Origin of the sequence: Microbacter sp. GSS18, assembly GCA_029319145.1 — a bacterium.
Classification (GTDB): domain Bacteria; phylum Actinomycetota; class Actinomycetes; order Actinomycetales; family Microbacteriaceae; genus Microbacterium.
Genome location: CP119753.1, coordinates 103,152 through 122,001, shown reverse-complemented (window position 1 = coordinate 122,001; position 18,850 = coordinate 103,152). Strand labels below are relative to the sequence as shown.

General features: G+C 71.3%; 18 protein-coding genes. 8 read left to right on the top strand and 10 right to left on the bottom strand.

Features of this window, described 5'->3' with window-relative positions; translation table 11 throughout:
- Nucleotides 1–186: 186 nt before the first annotated feature.
- The 4 genes from P0L94_00555 (at nt 187) to P0L94_00540 (ending at nt 4,621) form a co-directional block, all read left to right on the top strand.
- A complete protein-coding gene (locus P0L94_00555; protein ID WES64575.1) occupies nt 187–606 on the top strand; it encodes a YciI family protein in 420 nt (139 codons plus the stop codon).
- Nucleotides 603–1,859 (top strand): sigma-70 family RNA polymerase sigma factor, encoded by a 1,257-nt coding sequence (locus P0L94_00550; GenBank protein WES64574.1) that lies wholly within the window; start codon nt 603–605, stop codon nt 1,857–1,859. Before P0L94_00555 ends, P0L94_00550 begins: the two co-directional genes overlap by 4 nt.
- 396 nt (nt 1,860–2,255) lie before the next feature.
- Nucleotides 2,256–2,918, top strand: coding sequence for a helix-turn-helix domain containing protein (locus P0L94_00545; GenBank protein WES64573.1), 663 nt, complete (start codon nt 2,256–2,258; stop codon nt 2,916–2,918).
- Nucleotides 2,915–4,621 carry an MDR family MFS transporter gene (locus tag P0L94_00540; GenBank protein WES64572.1) on the top strand — a complete coding sequence of 569 codons (1,707 nt, stop codon included), beginning with the start codon at nt 2,915–2,917 and terminating at the stop codon, nt 4,619–4,621. Before P0L94_00545 ends, P0L94_00540 begins: the two co-directional genes overlap by 4 nt.
- Nucleotides 4,622–4,700: 79 nt before the next feature.
- Here the strand turns inward: P0L94_00540 and P0L94_00535 are convergent, their stop codons facing one another.
- Both P0L94_00535 and P0L94_00530 read right to left on the bottom strand, forming a co-directional pair.
- Entirely contained in the window at nt 4,701–6,647 is a 1,947-nt protein-coding gene (locus P0L94_00535; GenBank protein WES64571.1) for a M12 family metallopeptidase, read from the bottom strand.
- A 44-nt stretch (nt 6,648–6,691) separates the two neighbouring features.
- On the bottom strand, nt 6,692–7,072 hold the full coding sequence (locus tag P0L94_00530) for a hypothetical protein (protein WES64570.1): 381 nt from the start codon (nt 7,070–7,072) through the stop codon (nt 6,692–6,694).
- 233 nt (nt 7,073–7,305) lie between these two features.
- Here P0L94_00530 and msrA point away from each other — a divergent pair, with 233 nt between their 5' ends.
- Entirely contained in the window at nt 7,306–7,848 is a 543-nt protein-coding gene (gene msrA / locus P0L94_00525) for a peptide-methionine (S)-S-oxide reductase MsrA (protein ID WES64569.1), read from the top strand.
- 80 nt (nt 7,849–7,928) lie between these two features.
- Here msrA and P0L94_00520 read toward each other — a convergent pair whose 3' ends face one another.
- From P0L94_00520 to P0L94_00505, 4 genes are all read right to left on the bottom strand, one after another.
- The gene (locus tag P0L94_00520) at nt 7,929–9,014 is read right to left on the bottom strand and encodes a crosslink repair DNA glycosylase YcaQ family protein (protein ID WES64568.1); all 1,086 of its coding nucleotides are present in this window, start codon (nt 9,012–9,014) and stop codon (nt 7,929–7,931) included.
- Between the two features lie 211 nt (nt 9,015–9,225).
- Nucleotides 9,226–10,779 carry a serine hydrolase gene (locus P0L94_00515; protein WES64567.1) on the bottom strand — a complete coding sequence of 518 codons (1,554 nt, stop codon included), beginning with the start codon at nt 10,777–10,779 and terminating at the stop codon, nt 9,226–9,228.
- A 188-nt stretch (nt 10,780–10,967) separates the two neighbouring features.
- Nucleotides 10,968–11,345, bottom strand: a complete 378-nt coding sequence (locus P0L94_00510; GenBank protein WES64566.1) for a DUF3054 domain-containing protein — start codon at nt 11,343–11,345, stop codon at nt 10,968–10,970.
- A complete protein-coding gene (locus tag P0L94_00505) occupies nt 11,342–11,761 on the bottom strand; it encodes an AAA family ATPase (GenBank protein ID WES64565.1) in 420 nt (139 codons plus the stop codon). Before P0L94_00505 ends, P0L94_00510 begins: the two co-directional genes overlap by 4 nt.
- A 126-nt stretch (nt 11,762–11,887) precedes the next feature.
- On the opposite strand from P0L94_00505, the gene P0L94_00500 reads away from it, so the two are divergent.
- Nucleotides 11,888–12,949 carry a phage tail sheath C-terminal domain-containing protein gene (locus tag P0L94_00500; protein ID WES64564.1) on the top strand — a complete coding sequence of 354 codons (1,062 nt, stop codon included), beginning with the start codon at nt 11,888–11,890 and terminating at the stop codon, nt 12,947–12,949.
- An 88-nt stretch (nt 12,950–13,037) separates the two neighbouring features.
- Nucleotides 13,038–13,703 carry a class I SAM-dependent methyltransferase gene (locus P0L94_00495; GenBank protein ID WES64563.1) on the top strand — a complete coding sequence of 222 codons (666 nt, stop codon included), beginning with the start codon at nt 13,038–13,040 and terminating at the stop codon, nt 13,701–13,703.
- A 31-nt stretch (nt 13,704–13,734) separates the two neighbouring features.
- On the opposite strand, the gene P0L94_00490 is transcribed toward P0L94_00495, so the two are convergent.
- The 3 genes from P0L94_00490 to P0L94_00480 all read right to left on the bottom strand — a co-directional run bounded on the left by P0L94_00490 (nt 13,735) and on the right by P0L94_00480 (nt 16,382).
- On the bottom strand, nt 13,735–14,781 hold the full coding sequence (locus tag P0L94_00490; protein ID WES64562.1) for a 2-oxoglutarate and iron-dependent oxygenase domain-containing protein: 1,047 nt from the start codon (nt 14,779–14,781) through the stop codon (nt 13,735–13,737).
- Between the two features lie 89 nt (nt 14,782–14,870).
- The gene (locus P0L94_00485; protein WES64561.1) at nt 14,871–15,803 is read right to left on the bottom strand and encodes a diacylglycerol kinase family protein; all 933 of its coding nucleotides are present in this window, start codon (nt 15,801–15,803) and stop codon (nt 14,871–14,873) included.
- Between the two features lie 78 nt (nt 15,804–15,881).
- The gene (locus P0L94_00480; GenBank protein ID WES64560.1) at nt 15,882–16,382 is read right to left on the bottom strand and encodes a GNAT family N-acetyltransferase; all 501 of its coding nucleotides are present in this window, start codon (nt 16,380–16,382) and stop codon (nt 15,882–15,884) included.
- A 51-nt stretch (nt 16,383–16,433) separates the two neighbouring features.
- Here P0L94_00480 and P0L94_00475 point away from each other — a divergent pair, with 51 nt between their 5' ends.
- Nucleotides 16,434–18,086 (top strand): FAD-dependent oxidoreductase, encoded by a 1,653-nt coding sequence (locus P0L94_00475; protein ID WES64559.1) that lies wholly within the window; start codon nt 16,434–16,436, stop codon nt 18,084–18,086.
- A 94-nt stretch (nt 18,087–18,180) separates the two neighbouring features.
- Here the strand turns inward: P0L94_00475 and deoC are convergent, their stop codons facing one another.
- Complete coding sequence (gene deoC, locus P0L94_00470) at nt 18,181–18,846, bottom strand: deoxyribose-phosphate aldolase (protein ID WES64558.1); 666 nt, start codon at nt 18,844–18,846, stop codon at nt 18,181–18,183.
- Nucleotides 18,847–18,850 lie beyond the last annotated feature (4 nt).

Sequence of the window (18,850 nt, the reverse complement as noted above, 5' to 3'; positions counted from 1 at the left end):
ATAGGGGCAACGGGTGCAGACACGCATGGCCCAGACCGCGCGTTCGGCGGACGCCCGCCCCCTCACCGCCGAACGGCCGCGGATGATACCCGAGAGGAGATTCCGCGGCCATGTCGATCCCCGCGGTCGCCGTTCGACGCGATAGTGAGAGGGGACGACAGATCCCCGCCGAACAGGGAGCAAGAGATGAAGCACATGCTGATCATGCGGGCGACCGCCGAGGCCGTGACGAACTACCAGGAGATGGACTTCGAGGCCGTCATCAACGCCATGGGCGCGTACAACGAGGCGATGATCGCCGCGGGCGTGCTGGTCGCGGGCGAGGGTCTCGCGATGGAGCCCGGCTACGTCGTCGACTTCTCGGGTGAGGCGCCGATCGTCAGCGACGGCCCCTACGGCGAAGTGCACGAGCTGTTCAACGGATTCTGGATCATCCAGACGGCCACCGCCGAAGAGGCGCTCGAGTGGGCCAAGCGATGCCCGCTGACCCCCGGCAACAAGCTCGAGGTGCGCCGCGTGACCGACGAGAGCGACTTCGCCGAGCACGCCGACAACGAGTACATCCAGAAGGAGAAGGGCTGGCGCGAGGAGCTCGGCACCGAGTGAGCGGCCCCGGCATGGACGACGTCCGGCGCACGGTAGACGCGATCTGGCGCATCGAGGGCCTGCGGATCACGGCATCCGTCGCCAGGATGACCGGGGACATCGGCCTCGCCGAGGACGTCGCGCAGGAGTCGGTGCTCGAGGCGCTGCAGTCCTGGCCGGAGGCCGGCATCCCCCGCAATCCCGGAGCCTGGCTCACGGCCGTCGCCAAGCGTCGCGCGATCGACGCGTGGCGACGCCGTGAGCGCCTCGACGAGCGGTACGCCGCCATCGCGCACACGCTCGACGACGCCTCCGACGACGCGTGGGAGCCCATAGACGACGACATGCTGCGCCTCGTATTCACCGCGTGCCATCCCGCCCTGTCGCGAGAGTCGCAGGTGGCGCTCACCCTGCGCGTGGTCGCGGGGCTGTCGACGGACGAGATCGCGCGGATGCTGCTGACGACCGTGCCGACGGTGCAGGCGCGCATCACGCGGGCGAAGAAGACGCTCGCGGCGGCCGGCGTGCCGTTCGAGACGCCCGATCCGGCGGAGTGGCGCGAACGGCTCACGGCGGTTCTGGGGGTGGTCTACCTGGTGTTCACCGAGGGCTACGCCGCCACCGCGGGCGACCGCTGGGTGCGCCCCGACCTCGCCGACGAGGCGATCCGGCTCGGCCGCATCGTGACCGGGCTCCTCCCCCGCGAACCCGAGCCGCTGGGCCTGCTGGCCCTCATGGAGCTTCAGCGCTCCCGCTTCGCGGCGCGCGAGTCGGGCTCGGGTCCGGTGCTCCTCGCCGACCAGGACCGCCGCCGCTGGGACCGCGGGCAGATCGCGCGCGGCCTCGACCTGCTCCGGAGGGCGGATGCCGCCTCGGCCGCGCGGGGCACAGGGCGCGGGCCGTACGCCCTGCAGGCGGCGATCGCCGCATGCCATGCCGTCGCGCCGAGCGTCGCCGACACCGACTGGGCCCGCATCGTCGTGCTGTACGAGGTGCTCGGCCGTATCGCACCCGGTCCCGTCGTGGAGCTCAACCGTGCGGTCGCGGTCTCGATGGCCTCCGGGCCGGCCGAGGCCCTGGCGATCGTCGACGCGCTGGAAGAATCCGGGGCGCTGCGCGGGTCGCACCTGCTGCCGAGCGTGCGCGGCGAGTTGCTGGCGCAGCTGGGCCGGACCGAAGAGGCTCGGTCAGCGTTGCTGACCGCCGCCGCGCTGACCGCGAACGCCGCTCAGCAGCAGGTGCTGCGGGCGAAGGCTGAGGCGCTGACGGGCTGACGCGCCCGTGGCCGCCCCGTGACCTCCTCCCCCTCCTTCCCCATCCCCCTCCTTCCCATACCCCTCCTTCCCATCCCCCTCCGGACGCACGTGTGTCATGACTCAGGCAGGATGCGGCCGACACGCCTGCACCTCCCGCGTGCCGCGCGATTCCGCCTGAGTTTCTGCACACGGGAGACGCCGAGGACGGGTCGCGCGGCCGCGGCCTCCGGCAACCCTGGCCGCCGCACGCGTGTCATCACGCAGGCAGGATTCCGCCGACACACCCTGCTATCCGGGTGCCGCTGGATTCCGCCTGAGTTCCGGCACACGGGAGACGCCGGGGACGGGTCGCGCAGCGCGTCGGAGGCCGCCCTTTGTGTGCACTCTGGTCGGAATAGTGCAATACTGCACTCCATGTCCGAGAGTGCACCGATGGGTCGCGAGCGCAAGCGCCGCGAGACGACGCGCGCGCTCATCTCGCTCGCGCGCCAGGCGACGGCATCCGATGGCCTCCACGGTTTCACGATCGAGGAGCTGTGCGAGCGCGCCGGCATCTCGCGGCGCACCTTCTTCAACTACTTCGCGTCGAAGGAGGACGCCGTCCTCGGCTTCGCGCTGCACCACGACAGCACCGAGGCCGACGAACGGTTCGTCGCGCGACGCGGCGCGCCGCCGACCGGCGAGATCTCCGCGACGCTCCTGATCGACCTCGCCGCGCTCTACGAGGAGCGCTGGGCCACGCTCGAGGTCGACCGCGCCGCCGTGCAGGAGCTCATGGCCGCCACCGAGCGGGAGCCGAAGCTCATCCCGCACATGATCCAGCGCCACCAGCAGGACGAGGCGAAGGATGCCGCGCTGGTCGCGCGCCGCGAGGGCCTCGCCCCGCACGACCCCCGTGCCCGGGCCGCCGCACAGATGATCGGGCACGTCGCGCGCATCGCCATGCCGGCGTCCCTCGACCCGGATCACCCCCGCCCGTTCGCCGAGGTGCTCGAGGAGCAGCTCGGCATCGCCTCCGAGATCTTCCGCGCCCAATCCTCCGCATCACTTCCACACAGCCCCGGAAAGCACGAATGACCACCACGTCCCCCACCCCCGCCGTCGCCTCCGGCGACGCGCCGATGCTGCTGACCCAGCGCCGCATCTGGATCATCTTCTCGGCGCTCATCGCCGGGATGCTCCTGTCGAGCCTCGACCAGACCATCGTGTCGACCGCCATGCCGACCCTCGTCGGCGAACTCGGCGGCGTCGAGCACCAGGTGTGGATCACGAGCGCCTACATCCTCGCGACGACGATCGTCATGCCGATCTACGGCAAGTTCGGCGACATCCTCGGGCGCCGCAATCTCTTCCTCGTGGCCATCGCGATCTTCACGCTCGCGTCGGTCGGATGCGCGTTCGCGGGCGACTTCTGGACGTTCGTCGTGTTCCGCGCCGTTCAGGGCCTCGGCGGCGGCGGGCTCATGATCCTGTCGCAGGCGATCATCGCCGACATCGTGCCCGCGTCCGAGCGCGGCAAGTACCTCGGCCCGCTCGGCGCGGTCTTCGGCCTGTCGGCGGTCGCCGGGCCCCTCCTCGGCGGCTTCTTCGTCGACAACCTGACGTGGCAGTGGGCGTTCTACATCAACATCCCGGTGGGCATCGCGGCGTTCCTCATCGCCGTGTTCGCCCTGAAGCTGCCGAGCAAGAAGGCCGACAAGCCCATCGACTGGCTCGGCGTGATCTTCCTGTCGGCGGCCACGACGTGCCTCATCTTCTTCACCGACTTCGGCGGCGACCGCGACCACGGCTGGGACTCCCCGACCACGTGGGCGTGGGGCGCGGGCCTGCTCGCGGCGATCGGACTGTTCGTGCTCGTCGAATCCCGCGCGGCCGACCCGGTCATGCCGCTGTCGCTGTTCACCAACCCGGTGTTCATCAACGCCACCCTCATCGGACTGACGCTCGGCATCGGAATGTTCGCCGCGATCGGCTTCATGCCGACCTTCCTGCAGATGTCGTCCGGCACCTCGGCTGCGGCATCCGGCCTGCTGATGATCCCGATGATGGTCGGCGTCATGGGCACAGCGATCACGTCGGGCATCCTCATCACCAGGACCGGGCGCTACCGCATCTTCCCGATCGTCGGCACGCTCATCACCGGCGCCACCCTGGTCACGATGACGACGCTCACCGCCGACACGCCGATCTGGCTCATCTGCGTGTACCTGTTCTTCTTCGGCGCCGGTCTCGGCATGATCATGCAGGTCGTCGTGCTGGTCGCGCAGAACGCGGTCCCCGCCGCCCAGGTCGGCACCGCGACGAGCACGAACAACTACTTCCGCGAGGCGGGCGCCGCGCTCGGCATAGCGGTGTTCGGCGCGATCTTCACCAGTCGACTCACCGACAACCTGCTCGAGGTGTTCACCAGCGCCGGCGCGTCCGCCGGCCAGGCCGACCAGGCGGCCGCGACGATCGACCCGGCGACGCTGAACCAGCTGCCCGAGCCCGTCCGCGACGCGATCGTCACCGCGTACGCCGACGCCCTCGCCCCGGTGTTCTGGTACCTCGTGCCGTTCATGGCGATCGCGTTCGTGCTGTCGCTGTTCCTCAAGCAGATCCCGCTGTCGGACATCGCCGGCCTGGTGGCCCGCGGCGAGGCGATCGGCGGCGAGGAGGCCGAGCGCCTCGAGGCCGAAGAGCGCGCGGCGGCAGCCGCGGCCCGCGGCCGGAAAACGGACGCCGGCGCTGCACGGACCGACGAGACGGTTCCGCGCGACCGCGTCGACGCGAGCGACTGATCCTCCGCGTACGGCGGTGCCGCCGACCCCTGCCGGGTCGACGGCACCGCCGCGTCACACCGCCGCTTCGGCGGGAGGATCACTCCCCTCCGCCGATGACCGCGACGACCGGCTGTTCCTCGACCGGAGCGTGCTCGGGCAGCTCCGCGGCACCGTCGCCCTCGGGGTCGACCACGAGCGGAACGCCGTCGACCTCGCCGAACACGTAGCCGCCGAGGCCCGCCGCCTCGGTCGCCGCAGCCGCGGCATCCGTCTCATCGTCCTCACCGAAGACGCCTCCGAAGCCGTCCTGCTCCATCCCGGGATCCAGCAGCTCCTGCTCGCCCTCGAGGCCGGCATCAGCCGACGAGAAGACCCCGCCGACCTCCGGAGCCGGGAATTCGTAGTCGACGAGCCGCAGGCCCTTCTCGGCGAGCTCCTGCCACTTCGCGCGGAAGCCCTCCCACGTCACGTTCGCCCACAGGTAGTAGGCGCCCGAGCCCTGGCGGAAGACCCCGGTGTACCGGTTCTTGCCGTTGTCGCGGTGGATGTTGAGGTCCACCAGCCGCAGCCCCTGGCCGCTCCACTGCTTCCACTTCGCGATGAAGCTCGTCCACGACGCATTCGCCCACAGCGCGTAGCTGCCGGTGCCCGCGGCGAAGACGCCCGAGTACCGGGTCTGGCCGTTGACCTTGTGGACGTGGATGTCGACCAGACGCAGGCCCTGACCGCTCCACTGCTGCCACTTGGCCTTGAAGCTGTCCCAGCTCGCGTTCACCCACAGGCCCCATGCGCCCGAGCCGGGCAGGAACACACCCGAGTAGCGGTTCTGGTTGCCGACGCGGTGCACGTGCAGGCTGACCAGGCGCAGGCCCTGCTGCGTCCACTCGGCGTGCTTGGCCTTGAAACTGGCCCATGACACGTTCGCCCACAGGCCGTACGCCCCGGTTCCCGGCAGATAGACGCCCGAGTACCGGTTGGTGTTGCCTACGCGGCGCACGTGGATGTCGACGAGGCGCAGGCCCTGCGCGCTCCACTGCTGCCACTTGGCCTTGAAGCTGTCCCAGCTGGCGTTGACCCACAGCGCGTACTTGCCCGTGCCGGGAGCCCACACCCCCGAATAGCCGTTCGTGAAGAACCGCTCGTACAGCTTCGCGATCGTCTGCCGGTCGGTCCACGACAGCCCGTCGCGCTGCCCGATCGTGACCCCCGACTGCAGCGGCACGATCGTGTCCTGGCCGTTCTTCGAGAACGCCCACTCGGGATAGTGCATCACCGAGCCGTAGTCGTAGTCGTAGTAGTCGACCGACCCCGGCACCGTCTGGAAGTTGTGCAGCGCATCGGCCTCGATGTTCTGCCACTTGATGTCGATGAACGCGTCGCGGTCCGACCGTGACTGCTCGTGGTAGATGCCGATCGCGTGGAGGATCTCGTGCACGACCGTTCCGACCGGCGAGTTCGCGGTCAGGCGGATCGTCTGCCGGCCGCCCTGCATGCCGATCTTGGAGCTGTTGCCGGTCGCACCGATGAAGTCGACGTAGTTCGACTGGTTCGTGCGGGGCACCAGCCGGATCGCCGAGCGATCGCGCAGGTGCGTGATCGCCTGATTCACGCGACCCGGGTTCTGCAGGCTGCTGTCGATCTCGAACGGCACGACGCCGCCCGGCCACAGCAACGACGACGAGGTCGGCACGCCGACGCCCGCCAGCTCGAACTCGAGGTCGTCGTCCGGGGCGTCCTCCTCGGCGTGCAGGGGTTCGGCCAGCGCCTCGGCGCGGGCCGCGCGCGCGGCGGCGGCATCCGCCTCGACCTGTTCGACCGTGCCCAGTTCGATGTCGCCGTCGAACACCGCCAGCCCGTCGATGACGCTGTAGCGCACCGGCAGATGATCGACGCCGGGGCCGGTCAGGTAGCCGCTGCGGATGTCGGACGACGTCTGCAGCTCGCCCTTCGCGACGGCGTCCGAGGCGTCAGCGGAGGCCTTCGCCTTCGAGTTCGACCCGGCGCGGGACTTCGACGATCCCGACTTGGAGTTGTTGGTAGCCATCTGTCTCTTCCATTCCCAGTTGGTGCGGGCCCATGGCGGACCCCCTATCGCAACTCGGTCATCGACACGTCGACGACCGAGCGCGGTCCCTCGGGGAGGCGGACCACGGCAGGGTTGATGAAGTCCCCTGCTGTCATCGCGCCCGTCGACCCTTCGTCGACGTGGACGCGAATCGCGGGTTCGACCGCGGGTGGAAGGTCGGGTACCTCGACCTCGATGGGGTCGAGCGTTCCATCAGATCGGACCGGCGGTGAATCCACCTCGGTCTCGTACAGCACGGTGGCGCGGCCATCTGCCTGGGAGATGTCCTCCACCACGACGTGCACGCGACGCGTGCCCGCCGGATCTATCGGTCGTGGGAGCGCGAGGTCGAGCTCGACGCGTCGGCCGCCGCCGTTCGCCTCTGACCTGTCCTGCCCGCTCATATACTGCCTCCGTCATCGACGAGGCCCGATGGGTCCATTGTGATACCGCGCGGTGCCGAGCGATAGGCCGTGTCCCGCCGCGGGCGAATGTGACGAACCGAGGAACTCCCAGGCGCCCCCCAGCTTGGCGGGACCAAATGGGAGGCGGCGTTGGTTGTCTTGTATGACGAAGACCGCCGCGCCGCACGGCGCGCGTGTCAGACTGCCGACAGACGATCGAGGAGCATCCCGTCATGACAGCCACCGGAACCATCACCCGCGTCCCCGGGACCGAGACCGCCGTCCTCGCCGGCGGCTGCTTCTGGGGCATGCAGGATCTGATCCGCAAGCAGCCCGGCATCCTGCAGACCCGCGTCGGGTACACGGGCGGGCAGAACGCCCACGCCACGTACGGCTACCACCCGGGTCACGCCGAGGCCGTCGAGATCGTGTTCGACCCCGCCAAGACGACGTACCGCGACGTCCTGGCGTTCTTCTTCCAGATCCACGACCCGTCGACGCTGAACCGTCAGGGCAACGACATCGGGTCGAGCTACCGCTCGGCGATCTTCCCGCTCTCGCCCGAGCAGGAGCAGGTCGCCCGCGACACGATCGCCGACGTCGACGCGTCCGGCCTGTGGCCGGGCAAGGCGGTGACCACGATCGAGGCCGAGGGCCCCTTCTGGGAGGCCGAGCCCGAGCACCAGGACTACCTGGTGAAGTACCCCAACGGCTACACGTGCCATTTCCCGCGGGCGGGCTGGGTGCTGCCGAAGCGCGCGGACGCCACCGCGTAGACATCAGGGCGGATGCCGCGGGCAACGGCGCCCGCGGCATCCGTCGTCATCGCCGTGAGCCGGGCCGCCTCTCGGACGATTCAGGCGAGCCCCGAGACCCCTACGCCGAGCCACTCCGCGAGGTCGCCGATCTCGGCGCGCACCATGTCGGTCTCTTCCGGCTCGAACGGCGCGAACTCGTGGACCGCGTTCACGCGGAGCGTCTCGCGAGGGCCGTCGAGCTCGGCGTCGAGCATCCCGACGAACCGGTCGCCCATCAGGATCGGGTGCGCGAACGCGCCGTAGACGCGCTGCGGCTTCGGCTTGAACTGCTCGAGCACGTACGTGAACGCGAACAGCTCCGTCAGACGCTTGCGGTCGAACAGCATGCTGTCGTACGGGTTCAAGAAGGCGACGCGACCGCCGTCGTCCTCGTCGAGCGACGCGAGAGCCCCGGGATCGACCCGCCACGTGCCCGTCGTCCCCTCGACGACCGCCGATTCGCCGCTGGTCTTGCCCACGCCGCTCCAATGCCAGTGCGCGCGGGCGATGCCGGCCGCCTGCAGCTTGCGCTCGCCGAGCAGCTCGGCGGCCTCATCGCCGTCGTACTCGGGCAGGCCCTGCGGGTACACGCGCTCGGCGAGATCCCAGCGGCGGTGGCGCCCCTCGCGGCCGACGACTGCGGTCAGGCCCTGGCGCGCGAGCATGTCGAGCATGATGGGCACCTGGTTCGAGCCCGACCAGCCGTCGGGCGCACGCGCCACCTGCGCCGTGTCGGGGATGTCGCGCGCGAGCAGCGGACCGTCGGCCCGCAGCCGCGCGAGCACGTCGTCGCGGAACCGCGCGTTCTCCTCGAGCCACTCGCGCGTGCTCTCGCGCGCGGGCCACGCCCGCATGACCGGCAGCATGAGCGGCAGCAGGCTCGTGGGGCGGAACGCGCCGCCGAACTCGAACAGCAGCCGGTCGAGCTCGGCCGCCTTGGTCAGCTGCCCCGGCCCGTACGACCAACCGATGCGGCTCCACAGCACCGTGTGCTCGCACGGGGCGATGACGGCCGTGGGATCGATCTTGACGTAGGTGAGCTGCTCGGCGACCTCGACCACGTCACCCGGGCGGGCGGCGTCGAGCAGCTGCGCGCGCACGACCAGGCGCCGCGCCTGATCGCGTGTCAGCCGGTGCGGGGTCACGGGCAACAGGGTAGACCCGGGGGCGGACGGGGCGCGGCGGAGTGGAAACGGCAGCGCGACGGCACGCGGAGCGTGCGGAACGGCGGGCTGCGGGCATATGGAGCGTGCCGGTCGGCGGGGATTGCAGGCGACACGCCGGATGACGGATTGCTGCGGGCGGCGTGTCGGCCAGAGTCCCCGCCATCCGTGACACTCAAGCGCCGGGGATGGTTCAGGACGGTGGCGTCGCCCGCTCCGAGGGTCGACGGCGGCGGCGAACCGCGGCGCCGGTGAGAGCGGCCGCCGCCACCGCGCCGGCTGTCAGCGCGGCGACGGCCCACCGCCGGGGATTCGTGCGCGCCGGCTGCTTCTCGAGTGTGAGGGGCATCAGGTCAAGGTGCAGGCACGGGCGCCCGGCCGCAGTGCGCCCGAAGACGACGCCCATCGACTGCAGACCCGACGCGCCGAACAGGATGCGGAACACATCGGGATCGTCCGGGTCGGCGGGCACGAGCGGGAAGCCGCGCAGCAGGCTCGGCACGACGGCGAGGAAGCGCACCATCAGACGACCGTCGTCGACGAACACCTCGGCACCGAACCCGAGCATCGCCCGGAGCCGAATATCCGAGGCACGCGCAGCGAGCCGGTACCACCCGCAGCGCTCTCGCCATCGCGAGGGGTCCGAGGGCGCGGCCGGCAAGCGCGCCCCCGATTCGCCGAGCACCCGGCCCGCGAGAACCGCGACCTCCGCCGGCAGCCACAGGTCCGCCTGCTCGGCGCCGTTGGTGAACGCGATCACGGCGAGCCCGGCATCCGGGACCACGCACAGCTCGCTGTGGAAGCCCGGATGCGTGCCCTGATGCCGCACGGCGGCGTGCCCGGCGATCTCGGCGCGGAAGAACCCCAGGCCCATCCCCGGGATGCGCGGGTCGGGCTGGAACTGCGGCGCGAACATCGCGGCGAGCGCGTCGGGCGTCAGCACGGAGCCGTTCGCCGTGCGGCCCTGGTTCAGCAGGACCGCGGCATACCGCGCCATGTCGCGCGGAGTCGAGAAGGCGGATGCCGCACCCGTCGTGACCATGTCGCGCTCGGCGATCCGCTTCACGCCGCCGCGCCCGATCTCGTACCCGGTGGCGAGGCCCGCCGCGACGCTCTCGGTTCGTGAGAGGCTGCTCGACGTCATGCCGATCGGGCCGAAGACGTGCTCGGCGGCGTACTCGGCGAGCGGCGTCCCGGTGACGTCCTCGACGATCTGGCCCAGCGTCGTCGGGGCGTGGTTGGTGTAGACGAAGCGCGTGCCGGGCTCGGCGCGCACGGCCAGCGCGCTCCGGTAGAACTCTCCGGCCGAGGGGAGGCGCTCCCCCGCGGGCACGCTCTCGCCGAAGTCGGGACGGAATGCACCGGACGGATGCGCGAGCTCGCCGAGACCGGCGGTGTGGGTGAGCAGGTGCCGGATGGTCGCCGGTGCCCAATCCGGGTCATCCGGCACCAGCTTGTAGGCCCGCAGGTAGGTGTTGGCGGGCGCATCGAGGTCGATGAGTCCCCGTTCGACCAGCTGCATGACGGAGATCGCCGTGAGTGTCTTCGTGATGGACGCGATGCGGAAGACGGTGTCCTCGGTGATCGGCGCCTGTGAGGGAACGTCGGCGACACCGTGCGCGCGGAACCACGTCGGCTCGCCGGTGCGGATCACGCCCACCGCAAGGCCCACGGTGGCGTGCCGCGCGAGCAGTTCGTCGACCGCCCGGTCGAGCTCGGACGACACCGGGTCGAGGTCACCGGCCATGATCGCCTCCTTCGCGTCATCGCGGCATCTGCCACCCAGCATCAAGGCCCCGTCGTCATCCGGCCAGGGGCCAACGACCCACGCCGCGATCGGCCAGGGCTCCGACGGCACACGAGGACGGGCCACGGTGCCGAACGGCCGCATTCGGAGCGCGGATCGGACGGGACGACGCGGCGGGACGCCCGGGGTCAGGCCGTGACGCGGGAGCGGCGCGCCACGAGCGCGGCGATGAGGCGCCAGCCGACGAGGAAGACCAGCAGCGTGATCGACGCGACGACGATGAAGGCGACGGCGGTCCCCTGGCCCGAGGCCGCGCGCAGCAGCATCCCGCCGATCACCGTCACCGCCCACACGCCGAGGCCGGTGCGCGCCGGAGCCGCGGGCGCGCGCCAGGCGAGCGTCACCAGCCATCCGGCGACGAGGCCCGCCAGGAACGGCCACGACGTCGTCCACAGACCCGCGAGGACGGACTCGTCGTGGCTGGCGCGTCCTATGGCGGCGAACACCACGACGAGCACGATGTCCGCGGTGAGCGCGGCGAGGACGGGGACGGGACGCGATGTCACCGGATCAGGCTACGCGTTCCGGCCCGGGTCTCCGCTCGACGCCGCCCGCGCGCCGACCGCAGGGCCGCGGCGACCTGCCGCGGGGTCAGATGCACGTACGACACCTCCTGGTTGGCGTATCGGTCGTGCGCGTCCCGCACGTCGGTGCGCTTGCCGAAGAGGGCATCCGCCTCGTCGAAGAACAGGATCCACTCGGCGTCGCGCGCGGCCGCGACGATGCGCGCGAGGTTCTTCTCGGTCTCGCCGATGTATCGAGAACCCGACACAGCGAGGACGACGGCGTCCGCCGGGACCCCGAGGTCATCGGCGACCTTCCACGGCACGTGCATGCGCGCCGCGCGGCCCGGCCTCGGACGCCGCCGCGCGAGGCGGCGCCACAGGGAGGTACCCGCCCTGATCACGATCACGTCGGCCATGCCTCGAGCCTGCGGGAACTGAGCGGATGCCGCAAGACGCGCAGGATTCGTTGACAGGGCCGGAACACAGGGGGACCCTCGAAGGAGGAGGTTGCGATGCGGCACGAATCGCCAGGAGCTTTCGTCATGAGACCGCCCGCCCCACCACCGCCCATCGAGGGGGTGACGCTGACGTTGGCGGCCTTCATCGGGGTGACCTCGGGCGAAGAGGCATCCGATCTCGTGCGCAGCACGGCCGAGTTCGCCCATCACTGGCCGGATGACACGCCTCTGGCCACCGCCGTGGAGCAGTTCTTCGCCAACCGCGGGACGCGCGCGTGGGTCGTCCCCGTCGAGCGGCTCACCCCCAAGCGTGTTCGGGCCGCGGTCGCGGACCTCGACCCCGAGGTCGCGCTCGTGGCGATTCCGGCCGATCCCGTGGCGAGCCCCGACGTCATCGCCGCCGCGGACGACGAGCTGGCGGGCCGCGGCGCGCTGCTGCTGCTCGACGCTCCATGGACGAGCGTGCCCGAGGCGATCGCCGCGATGGCCGATCCGGTCGCGACCCTCGGCGCCGCCGGGCGCGACAGCGTCGTGTACTGGCCGCGGCTGCGCCGCGTCCTCGCCGACGGCTCGAGCCGAGAGATCTCTCCGCTCGGCGCGGTCGCCGGCATCATCTCGCACTGCGAGGACGCCCACGGCGTCCACAGGACCCCGGCGGGAGCCAACACGCGCATCGCCGGTGTGGCCGGGCCGGCCGTGACGGTGGACGACCGCGAGATGGACCCGCTCAACGCCGAGCACGTCAACGTGATCCGGCAGTTCCCCGGGCTCGGCACGGTCGTGTGGGGCGCGCGCACCCTCTCGAGCGACCCCGAGTGGAAGTACGTGCCGGTGCGTCGCATGGCGGTGTTCCTCGAGCGCAGCCTGCGGCGCGGTCTGCAGTGGGCGGTGTTCGAGCCCAATGACGCTCCCCTGTGGGACCGCGTCCGCGAGAGCGTCGAGGACTTCCTGCAGGAGCTGTTCCGCGGCGGCATGCTCGGGGGGCCCCGCCCCGACAGCTCCTATTTCGTCCGCTGCGACCGCACGACGATGACGCAGGCCGACATCGACAACGGGCGGCTCGTCGTCCGCGTCGGCTTCGCCCCGCTGCGGCCGGCGGAGTTCATCGTCCTGACGCTCAGAATGGACGTCGCCGCCGGCCACTAGCCCGCGACTCGCGGCGTCGCGGGCTGCGCCTGCGCACGCACGACGAAGGACCCGCCACCGTGCGGCTCCGGCGTGGGAGGCTGTGCCCATGACGAACGACGGCTGGCATGAGGTCGCACCGGCGGACTACTGGGAAGAGCGCTACGCGGGCGCCGAGCGCATGTGGTCGGGAGCGGTCAACGAGACGATGGCGGATGTCGTCGCGGACCTGGAGCCCGGCCGGGCGCTCGACCTCGGGTGCGGCGAAGGCGGCGACGCCGTGTGGCTCGCCGAGCACGGCTGGCGCACGACGGCGGTCGACATCTCGCCGACCGCGATCGAGCGCGCCCAGGCGGCGGCATCCGAGCTCGGATTCACCGAGGAGCAGCTGCAGTTCGAAGCCGCCGATCTGTCGTCGTGGACCGACGAGACCGAGTACGACCTCGTGACGGCGTCGTTCCTGCACTCGCCCGTCGCGCTGTCGCGCACCGACATCCTGAGGGCCGTCGCCCAGCGCGTCGTGCCCGGCGGACACCTGCTCGTGATCGCCCACGCCGCTCGTCCGCCGTGGTCGCGGCACCGGCACGGCCCCGACGACGGGCCGACGAACCACGACGAGTTCCCCACGCCTGAGCAGCAGATCGCCGATCTCGCCCTCGCACCGGACGACTGGACGAAGGTGATCGCCGACGTCCGTCGTCGCGACACGGTTGGTCCCGACGGCCAACAGGCCCTGCTCGACGACACGGTCGTCCTGCTGCGTCGCCGGGGCTGATCGCGTCGGCCACCGGGAGCGAGCCGCCCGGTCAGTACCTGCTCGACAGCACCCGCGCCGACTCGCGCTCGGCCTTGTCGTTGAGCCTGCCCTGGCGGGAGCCGCCCAGCTTCGCCGCGATGTGCTCGGCGATCGTGATCGGCTCGGCGTACAGGTTCGGGTGCTCGTCGTCGACGCACGACGGCAGCGTCTCGATGACGGTCTCGACGTTGCCGTCGTGGAAGAACGCCGCGCTCCGCCGCCGTTCGATCGTGCCGTCGATCACCGGCGGCTTCACCCGGTGGAGCGTCGACATCCACCGCTCGTTCGTGAGCCGCGCCGTGATGTCGCCGAGGTTGACCAGCAGCGCGCCGTCGGCGGGCATGACGTCGTTCCACGAACCGTCCGTGCCGAGCACCTGGAGGCCGGCCACCTGGTCGGCCCACAGCACCGTCACGATGCCGAAGTCGGTGTGCTCGCCCATGCCGATGAGGTCGCCGTCGAGGGTGACGTCCGTGCCCGGCGGAAGGGCGTAGTTGTTCATCCGCAGCACGTCGAGCGAGTGGTCGGTGCGGGAGGCGAAGAACTCCTCCGGCAGCCCGAGCGCGTCAGCGAAGATGCGCGTCAGCGTGCGGGCGACCCGGGCGGCCTCGGCGAAGTAGGTGCGAACCTGCTCGCGGTAGCCGTCGACGTCCGGCCACACGTTCTCGGCGTAGTCCGGCTGCGGCAGATCGGCGACGTGCGGATAGTCCGCCGCCGAGGCACCGACGTTGAAGGCCTCGAAGAAGTCGTTCATCCGGCTCGCCTGCTCGACCCCGAGCGACAGGCTCAGCGACTCCGACTTCGGCGGGCTGTAGCCGCGGTTCACCTCGGGCGCGGTGCGGTAGGCCTTCTTCGCGTCGAGGTCCAGCCCGAAGAAGCGGTCCAGCGCGTCCGCGAGGCCGTCGGAGACACTCGTGGGGATGCCGTGCCCCGTGATCTGGATGAAGCCGACCGTGCGGCAGGCGTCGTCGATCGCCTGGGCGGTCGCGGCGCGTTCGTCAGCGGTGCCGCCGGTGACGTACGACGTGATGTCGACGAGCGGGACGTGGAACGACATGGGGACCTCCTGACCGGCGGCGAACTCGACGTCACGCTACTCCCGTCGCGTTTCGCCCGGATGTCAGGCGGACCGATCGCGAAGCCCACTCAGCGCACGACGAGCGCGCCCGCCTCGACGCGCACCGTGAACGCCTGCACGTCGCCGATCTCCTCGCCGTCGATCTCGAACGGGACCGGCGTCGGCAGCTCGACGCGCATGCGCGTCGCACACCGGTGCTGCGCCGTGTCGGAATCGAGGGTGTCGTCGTCCTTCGCGAAGAAGCGGCGCACGCCGTTGTCCCACACGAACGAGCGCACCGTGTCGAGCCAGCCCGCTGCCGAGTCGGCGCTGATCAGCAGCAGATCGAGCTGGCCGTCGTCGATGGCGGCGGCGGGAAGCAGCGCAACGCCCCCCTGGATCGTCCCGCAGTTGCCGATCATGAGCGTGTGTCCTTCGACGCGCTCCGGTTCGCCGCCGTCGAGCGCGAGATCGAACGCGACGACCTCGGATGCCGACACGGCGCGTCCGAGCGCTTCGACGTAGGCGAGCCAGCCGGCCTTGTCCTTGAGGTCCTCATCGGTCTCGACGAGCATCTGCGCGTCCAGCCCGAAGCCGACCATCACCGCGAAGACGCGCTCGTCCTCGTCGTCGCCGTCGATGTCGATCCATCCCAGGTCGATGCGGCGCTCGGCAGGCTCCAGGGCACGGGTGATCGCGGCGTCGACGTCGCCGATCGGCACCTCGAGGTTCCGCGCGAGCAGGTTCCCCGTGCCCTGCGGCACGATGCCGAGCGGAACGTCCGTGCCCGCGAGCACCTCGGCGACCGCACGCACCGTGCCGTCGCCTCCCGCGACGATCACGAGCCGGGCGCCGGCGTCGAGCGCATCGCGCGCGGGACCCCGGCCGGGGTCGTCGACCGTGGTCTCGAACCATGCGGCACGCGCGCACGCGTCGGCGTCCACACGGTCGAAGGCGTCACAGAGGTCTTCGCGCGAGATCTTGCTGGGGTTGAAGACGACGGCGAGGGGCGAGGTTGTCATGCCCTCACTCTGGCGCATCGCTGCGCCCGCAGAGGGGGGATTGCCCAACCGCCGCGAAGACGGTAGCGGGGCCGGGTGTCAGGCGCGCGCCATCGCCTCGAGCTTCTCGCCGCTGACCCGCTGCGTGGTCCACTCGTCCATCGGGTCGGCACCGAGCGAGCGGTAGAAGGCGAGCGCGGGAGCGTTCCAGTCCAGCACCGTCCACTCCAGCCGGCGGTAGCCGCGCTCGACGCACAGCGCCGCGAGCGACGTGATGAGAGCGTGCCCGTAGCCCTGGCCGCGCTCGGAGTCGTAGACGAACAGGTCCTCGAGCCAGATGCCGTGCGTGCCGGTCCAGGTGGAGTACGTCAGGAACCAGATGGCGATGCCCACGACCTCGCCGCCGCGCTCCACGACGTGGGCGAACGCCCGCGGGTCGTCGCCGAACAGGGTCGCGGTCAGCGCCTCGACGGTGTTCTCGACGGCATCCGGCTCCTTCTCGTACTCGGCTAGGGCCTGGATGCAGGCGAGGATCCCGGCCTCGTCACCCGGGCGGGCTGCGCGAAGAAGGGCACCGTCGGCAAGAGTTCGATCGATCACGCTTCGACAATACGGGGTGCCCGCGGCTGTCGACGGGGCTACCGTGAACGCGTGAGCTCTCACGGCACGGGCGCGAAACCCTTCCCGGCGGTCCAGCAGCCGCCCTTGACCGACGCGCAGTGGGCCCGGCTGGTCTCCTACGGACGCCCCGAGGACGTCGCCGCGGGCGAGTACCTCTTCCGCTCGGGGGATCCCGGCTACGACCTCGTGCTCGTCGAGACGGGCGAGGTCGAGGTCGTCCGGGACGCACTCGCGTGGCTCGACGAGGAGGTCCTGATCCGCATGGGCCCGCGCACGTTCGTCGGCGAGCTGGGGCTGCTCAACAATCAGTCGCCGTTCCTGTCGGCGCGCATGAGCGAAGCCGGCCGCGTGCACCTGCTGGACGACGCGCAGCGCCGACGGCTCATGAGCGAGGACGACGAGCTGTGCGACATCCTCCTGCACGCCTTCTGGGCCCGGCGGGAGTACCTGCGCTCCGGTTCGGCGGCGTGGACGCTGAAGTTCGTCGGGCGCTCCTCCTCGAGCGACTTCCTCGCGCTGCGCCGGTTCGCCGAGCGCACCGATCTGGTGCACACCGCCGTCGAGGCGGACGACGCGACCATGCAGCACCTGGCCTCCGCCGGCGCGACCGAGGTCGATCTGCCGATCGCGTTCATCCAGGGCGAGCCCATCCGCAACGCCACCCCCGGGATCGTGGCCGACCGGCTCGGGCTGAGCTACCAGGGACATGCCGGCGACGACGTGGTCGACCTCGCCGTCATCGGCGGCGGACCCGCCGGGCTCGCCGCCGCCATCTACGGGGCGTCGGAGGGGCTGAGCACGGTGCTGCTCGACGCCGTCGCGCCCGGCGGTCAGGCGGCCGCGACGTCGCGCATCGAGAACTTCCTCGGCTTCCCGTTCGGGGTCAGCGGCGGCGCCCTCATCGGCCAGGCCTCGCTGCAGGCGCTCAAGTTCGGCGTCAGGCTGTACGCGCCGTGCGAGGCGGTGCGGCTCGAGACCGTCGACGACGCACTCGAGGTCACGCTCAGCGACGGCCGGGTGGTGCGGGCGCGGGCGGCGATCGTGACCTCCGGCGCCGCGTATCGCACGCTCGACCTCGACCGGTGGTCGCAGTTCGAGGGCGCGGGCATCTATTACGCCGCGACACCTCTGGAGCTGCGGCAGGTCCAGGACGCGCCTGTCGTGGTGGTCGGCGGCGCCAACTCCGCCGGTCAGGCCGCGCTGTACCTCGCGGCGGGCGGATGTCCCGTGACCCTCGTCGCCCGCGGCGACGACCTCGGGGCGCGGATGTCGTCGTATCTGGTGGACCGGCTCCTCGAGGATCCGCGCGTCGAGGTCCTCACGCGCGCGCAGGTCGTCGGCCTCGACGGCGGGGACACGCTGGAGCGGGTGCGCATCGACCGGATCGGCGAGAGGGAGGCCCGCGGCCTCTTCTGCTTCATCGGCGCCCAGCCCGCCACGGCGTGGCTGCCCGGCCTGCACCGCGACCGCGACGGCTTCCTCTCGACGGGCGTGGACGTCCCCGCCGACGCGCTCGACGCCCGCTGGCGCGTGCTCGGGCGCGAGCCGCTGCCGTTCGAGACGTCGCTGCCGCGCGTGTTCGCGGCCGGAGACGTGCGGCGCGGCTCCATGAAGCGCGTCGCCGCGGCCGTCGGCGAAGGGTCCAGCGCAGTGGCGTCGGTCCACCGCGCCCTGGCGGGCTGACCGACGGGGGTCTTGTCCCACTTCTGGCCGCTTCGGGCGAAGCCACGCGACAAGAAGTGGGACACACCCCGTCTTGGGGGCGGCGACGGGTAGGTCAGTAGCCCCCGGCGGTCTCGCCGTCGGCGAGGATCGTGCGGGTCGCCGACAGGCCCAGGCGTGTGGCGCCCGCGGCGAGCATCGCCTCGGCATCCGCCCGCGTCCGGATGCCGCCGGAGGCCTTGACCTCGAGACGGTCGCCGACCGTCTGCTTCATCAGCGCCACGGCCTGGACCGAGGCGCCGCCGGCGGGGTGGAAGCCCGTGGACGTCTTGACGAAGTCGGCACCGGCGGACTCCGCCGCCTCGCACACACCCACGATCTGCTCGTCGGTGAGCGCGGCCGACTCGATGATGACCTTGAGCACCACCGGGTGCGGCGCCGCGGCGCGCACCGCGCGGATGTCGGCCTCGACGTCGGCGAACCGCCCTTCACGTGCGGCGCCGATGTCGATGACCATGTCGATCTCGTCCGCGCCCTGCGCGGCTGAGAGGGCGGCTTCGGCGGCCTTGATCTCGGAGTGGTGCTTGCCGCTGGGGAACCCGCACACGACGGCGAGCTTGAGCCCCTCGGGCACGGTGACCGGCAGCGCCGACGGAGACAGGCAGACGCTGTAGGCGCCGAGTTCGGCGGCCTCCGCGATCGTCGCCTGGACGTCGGCGGTCGTCGCCTCGGGCTTGAGCAGGGTGTGGTCGACGGTGCGCGCGAGTTCGGCGGAGTTCATGGTT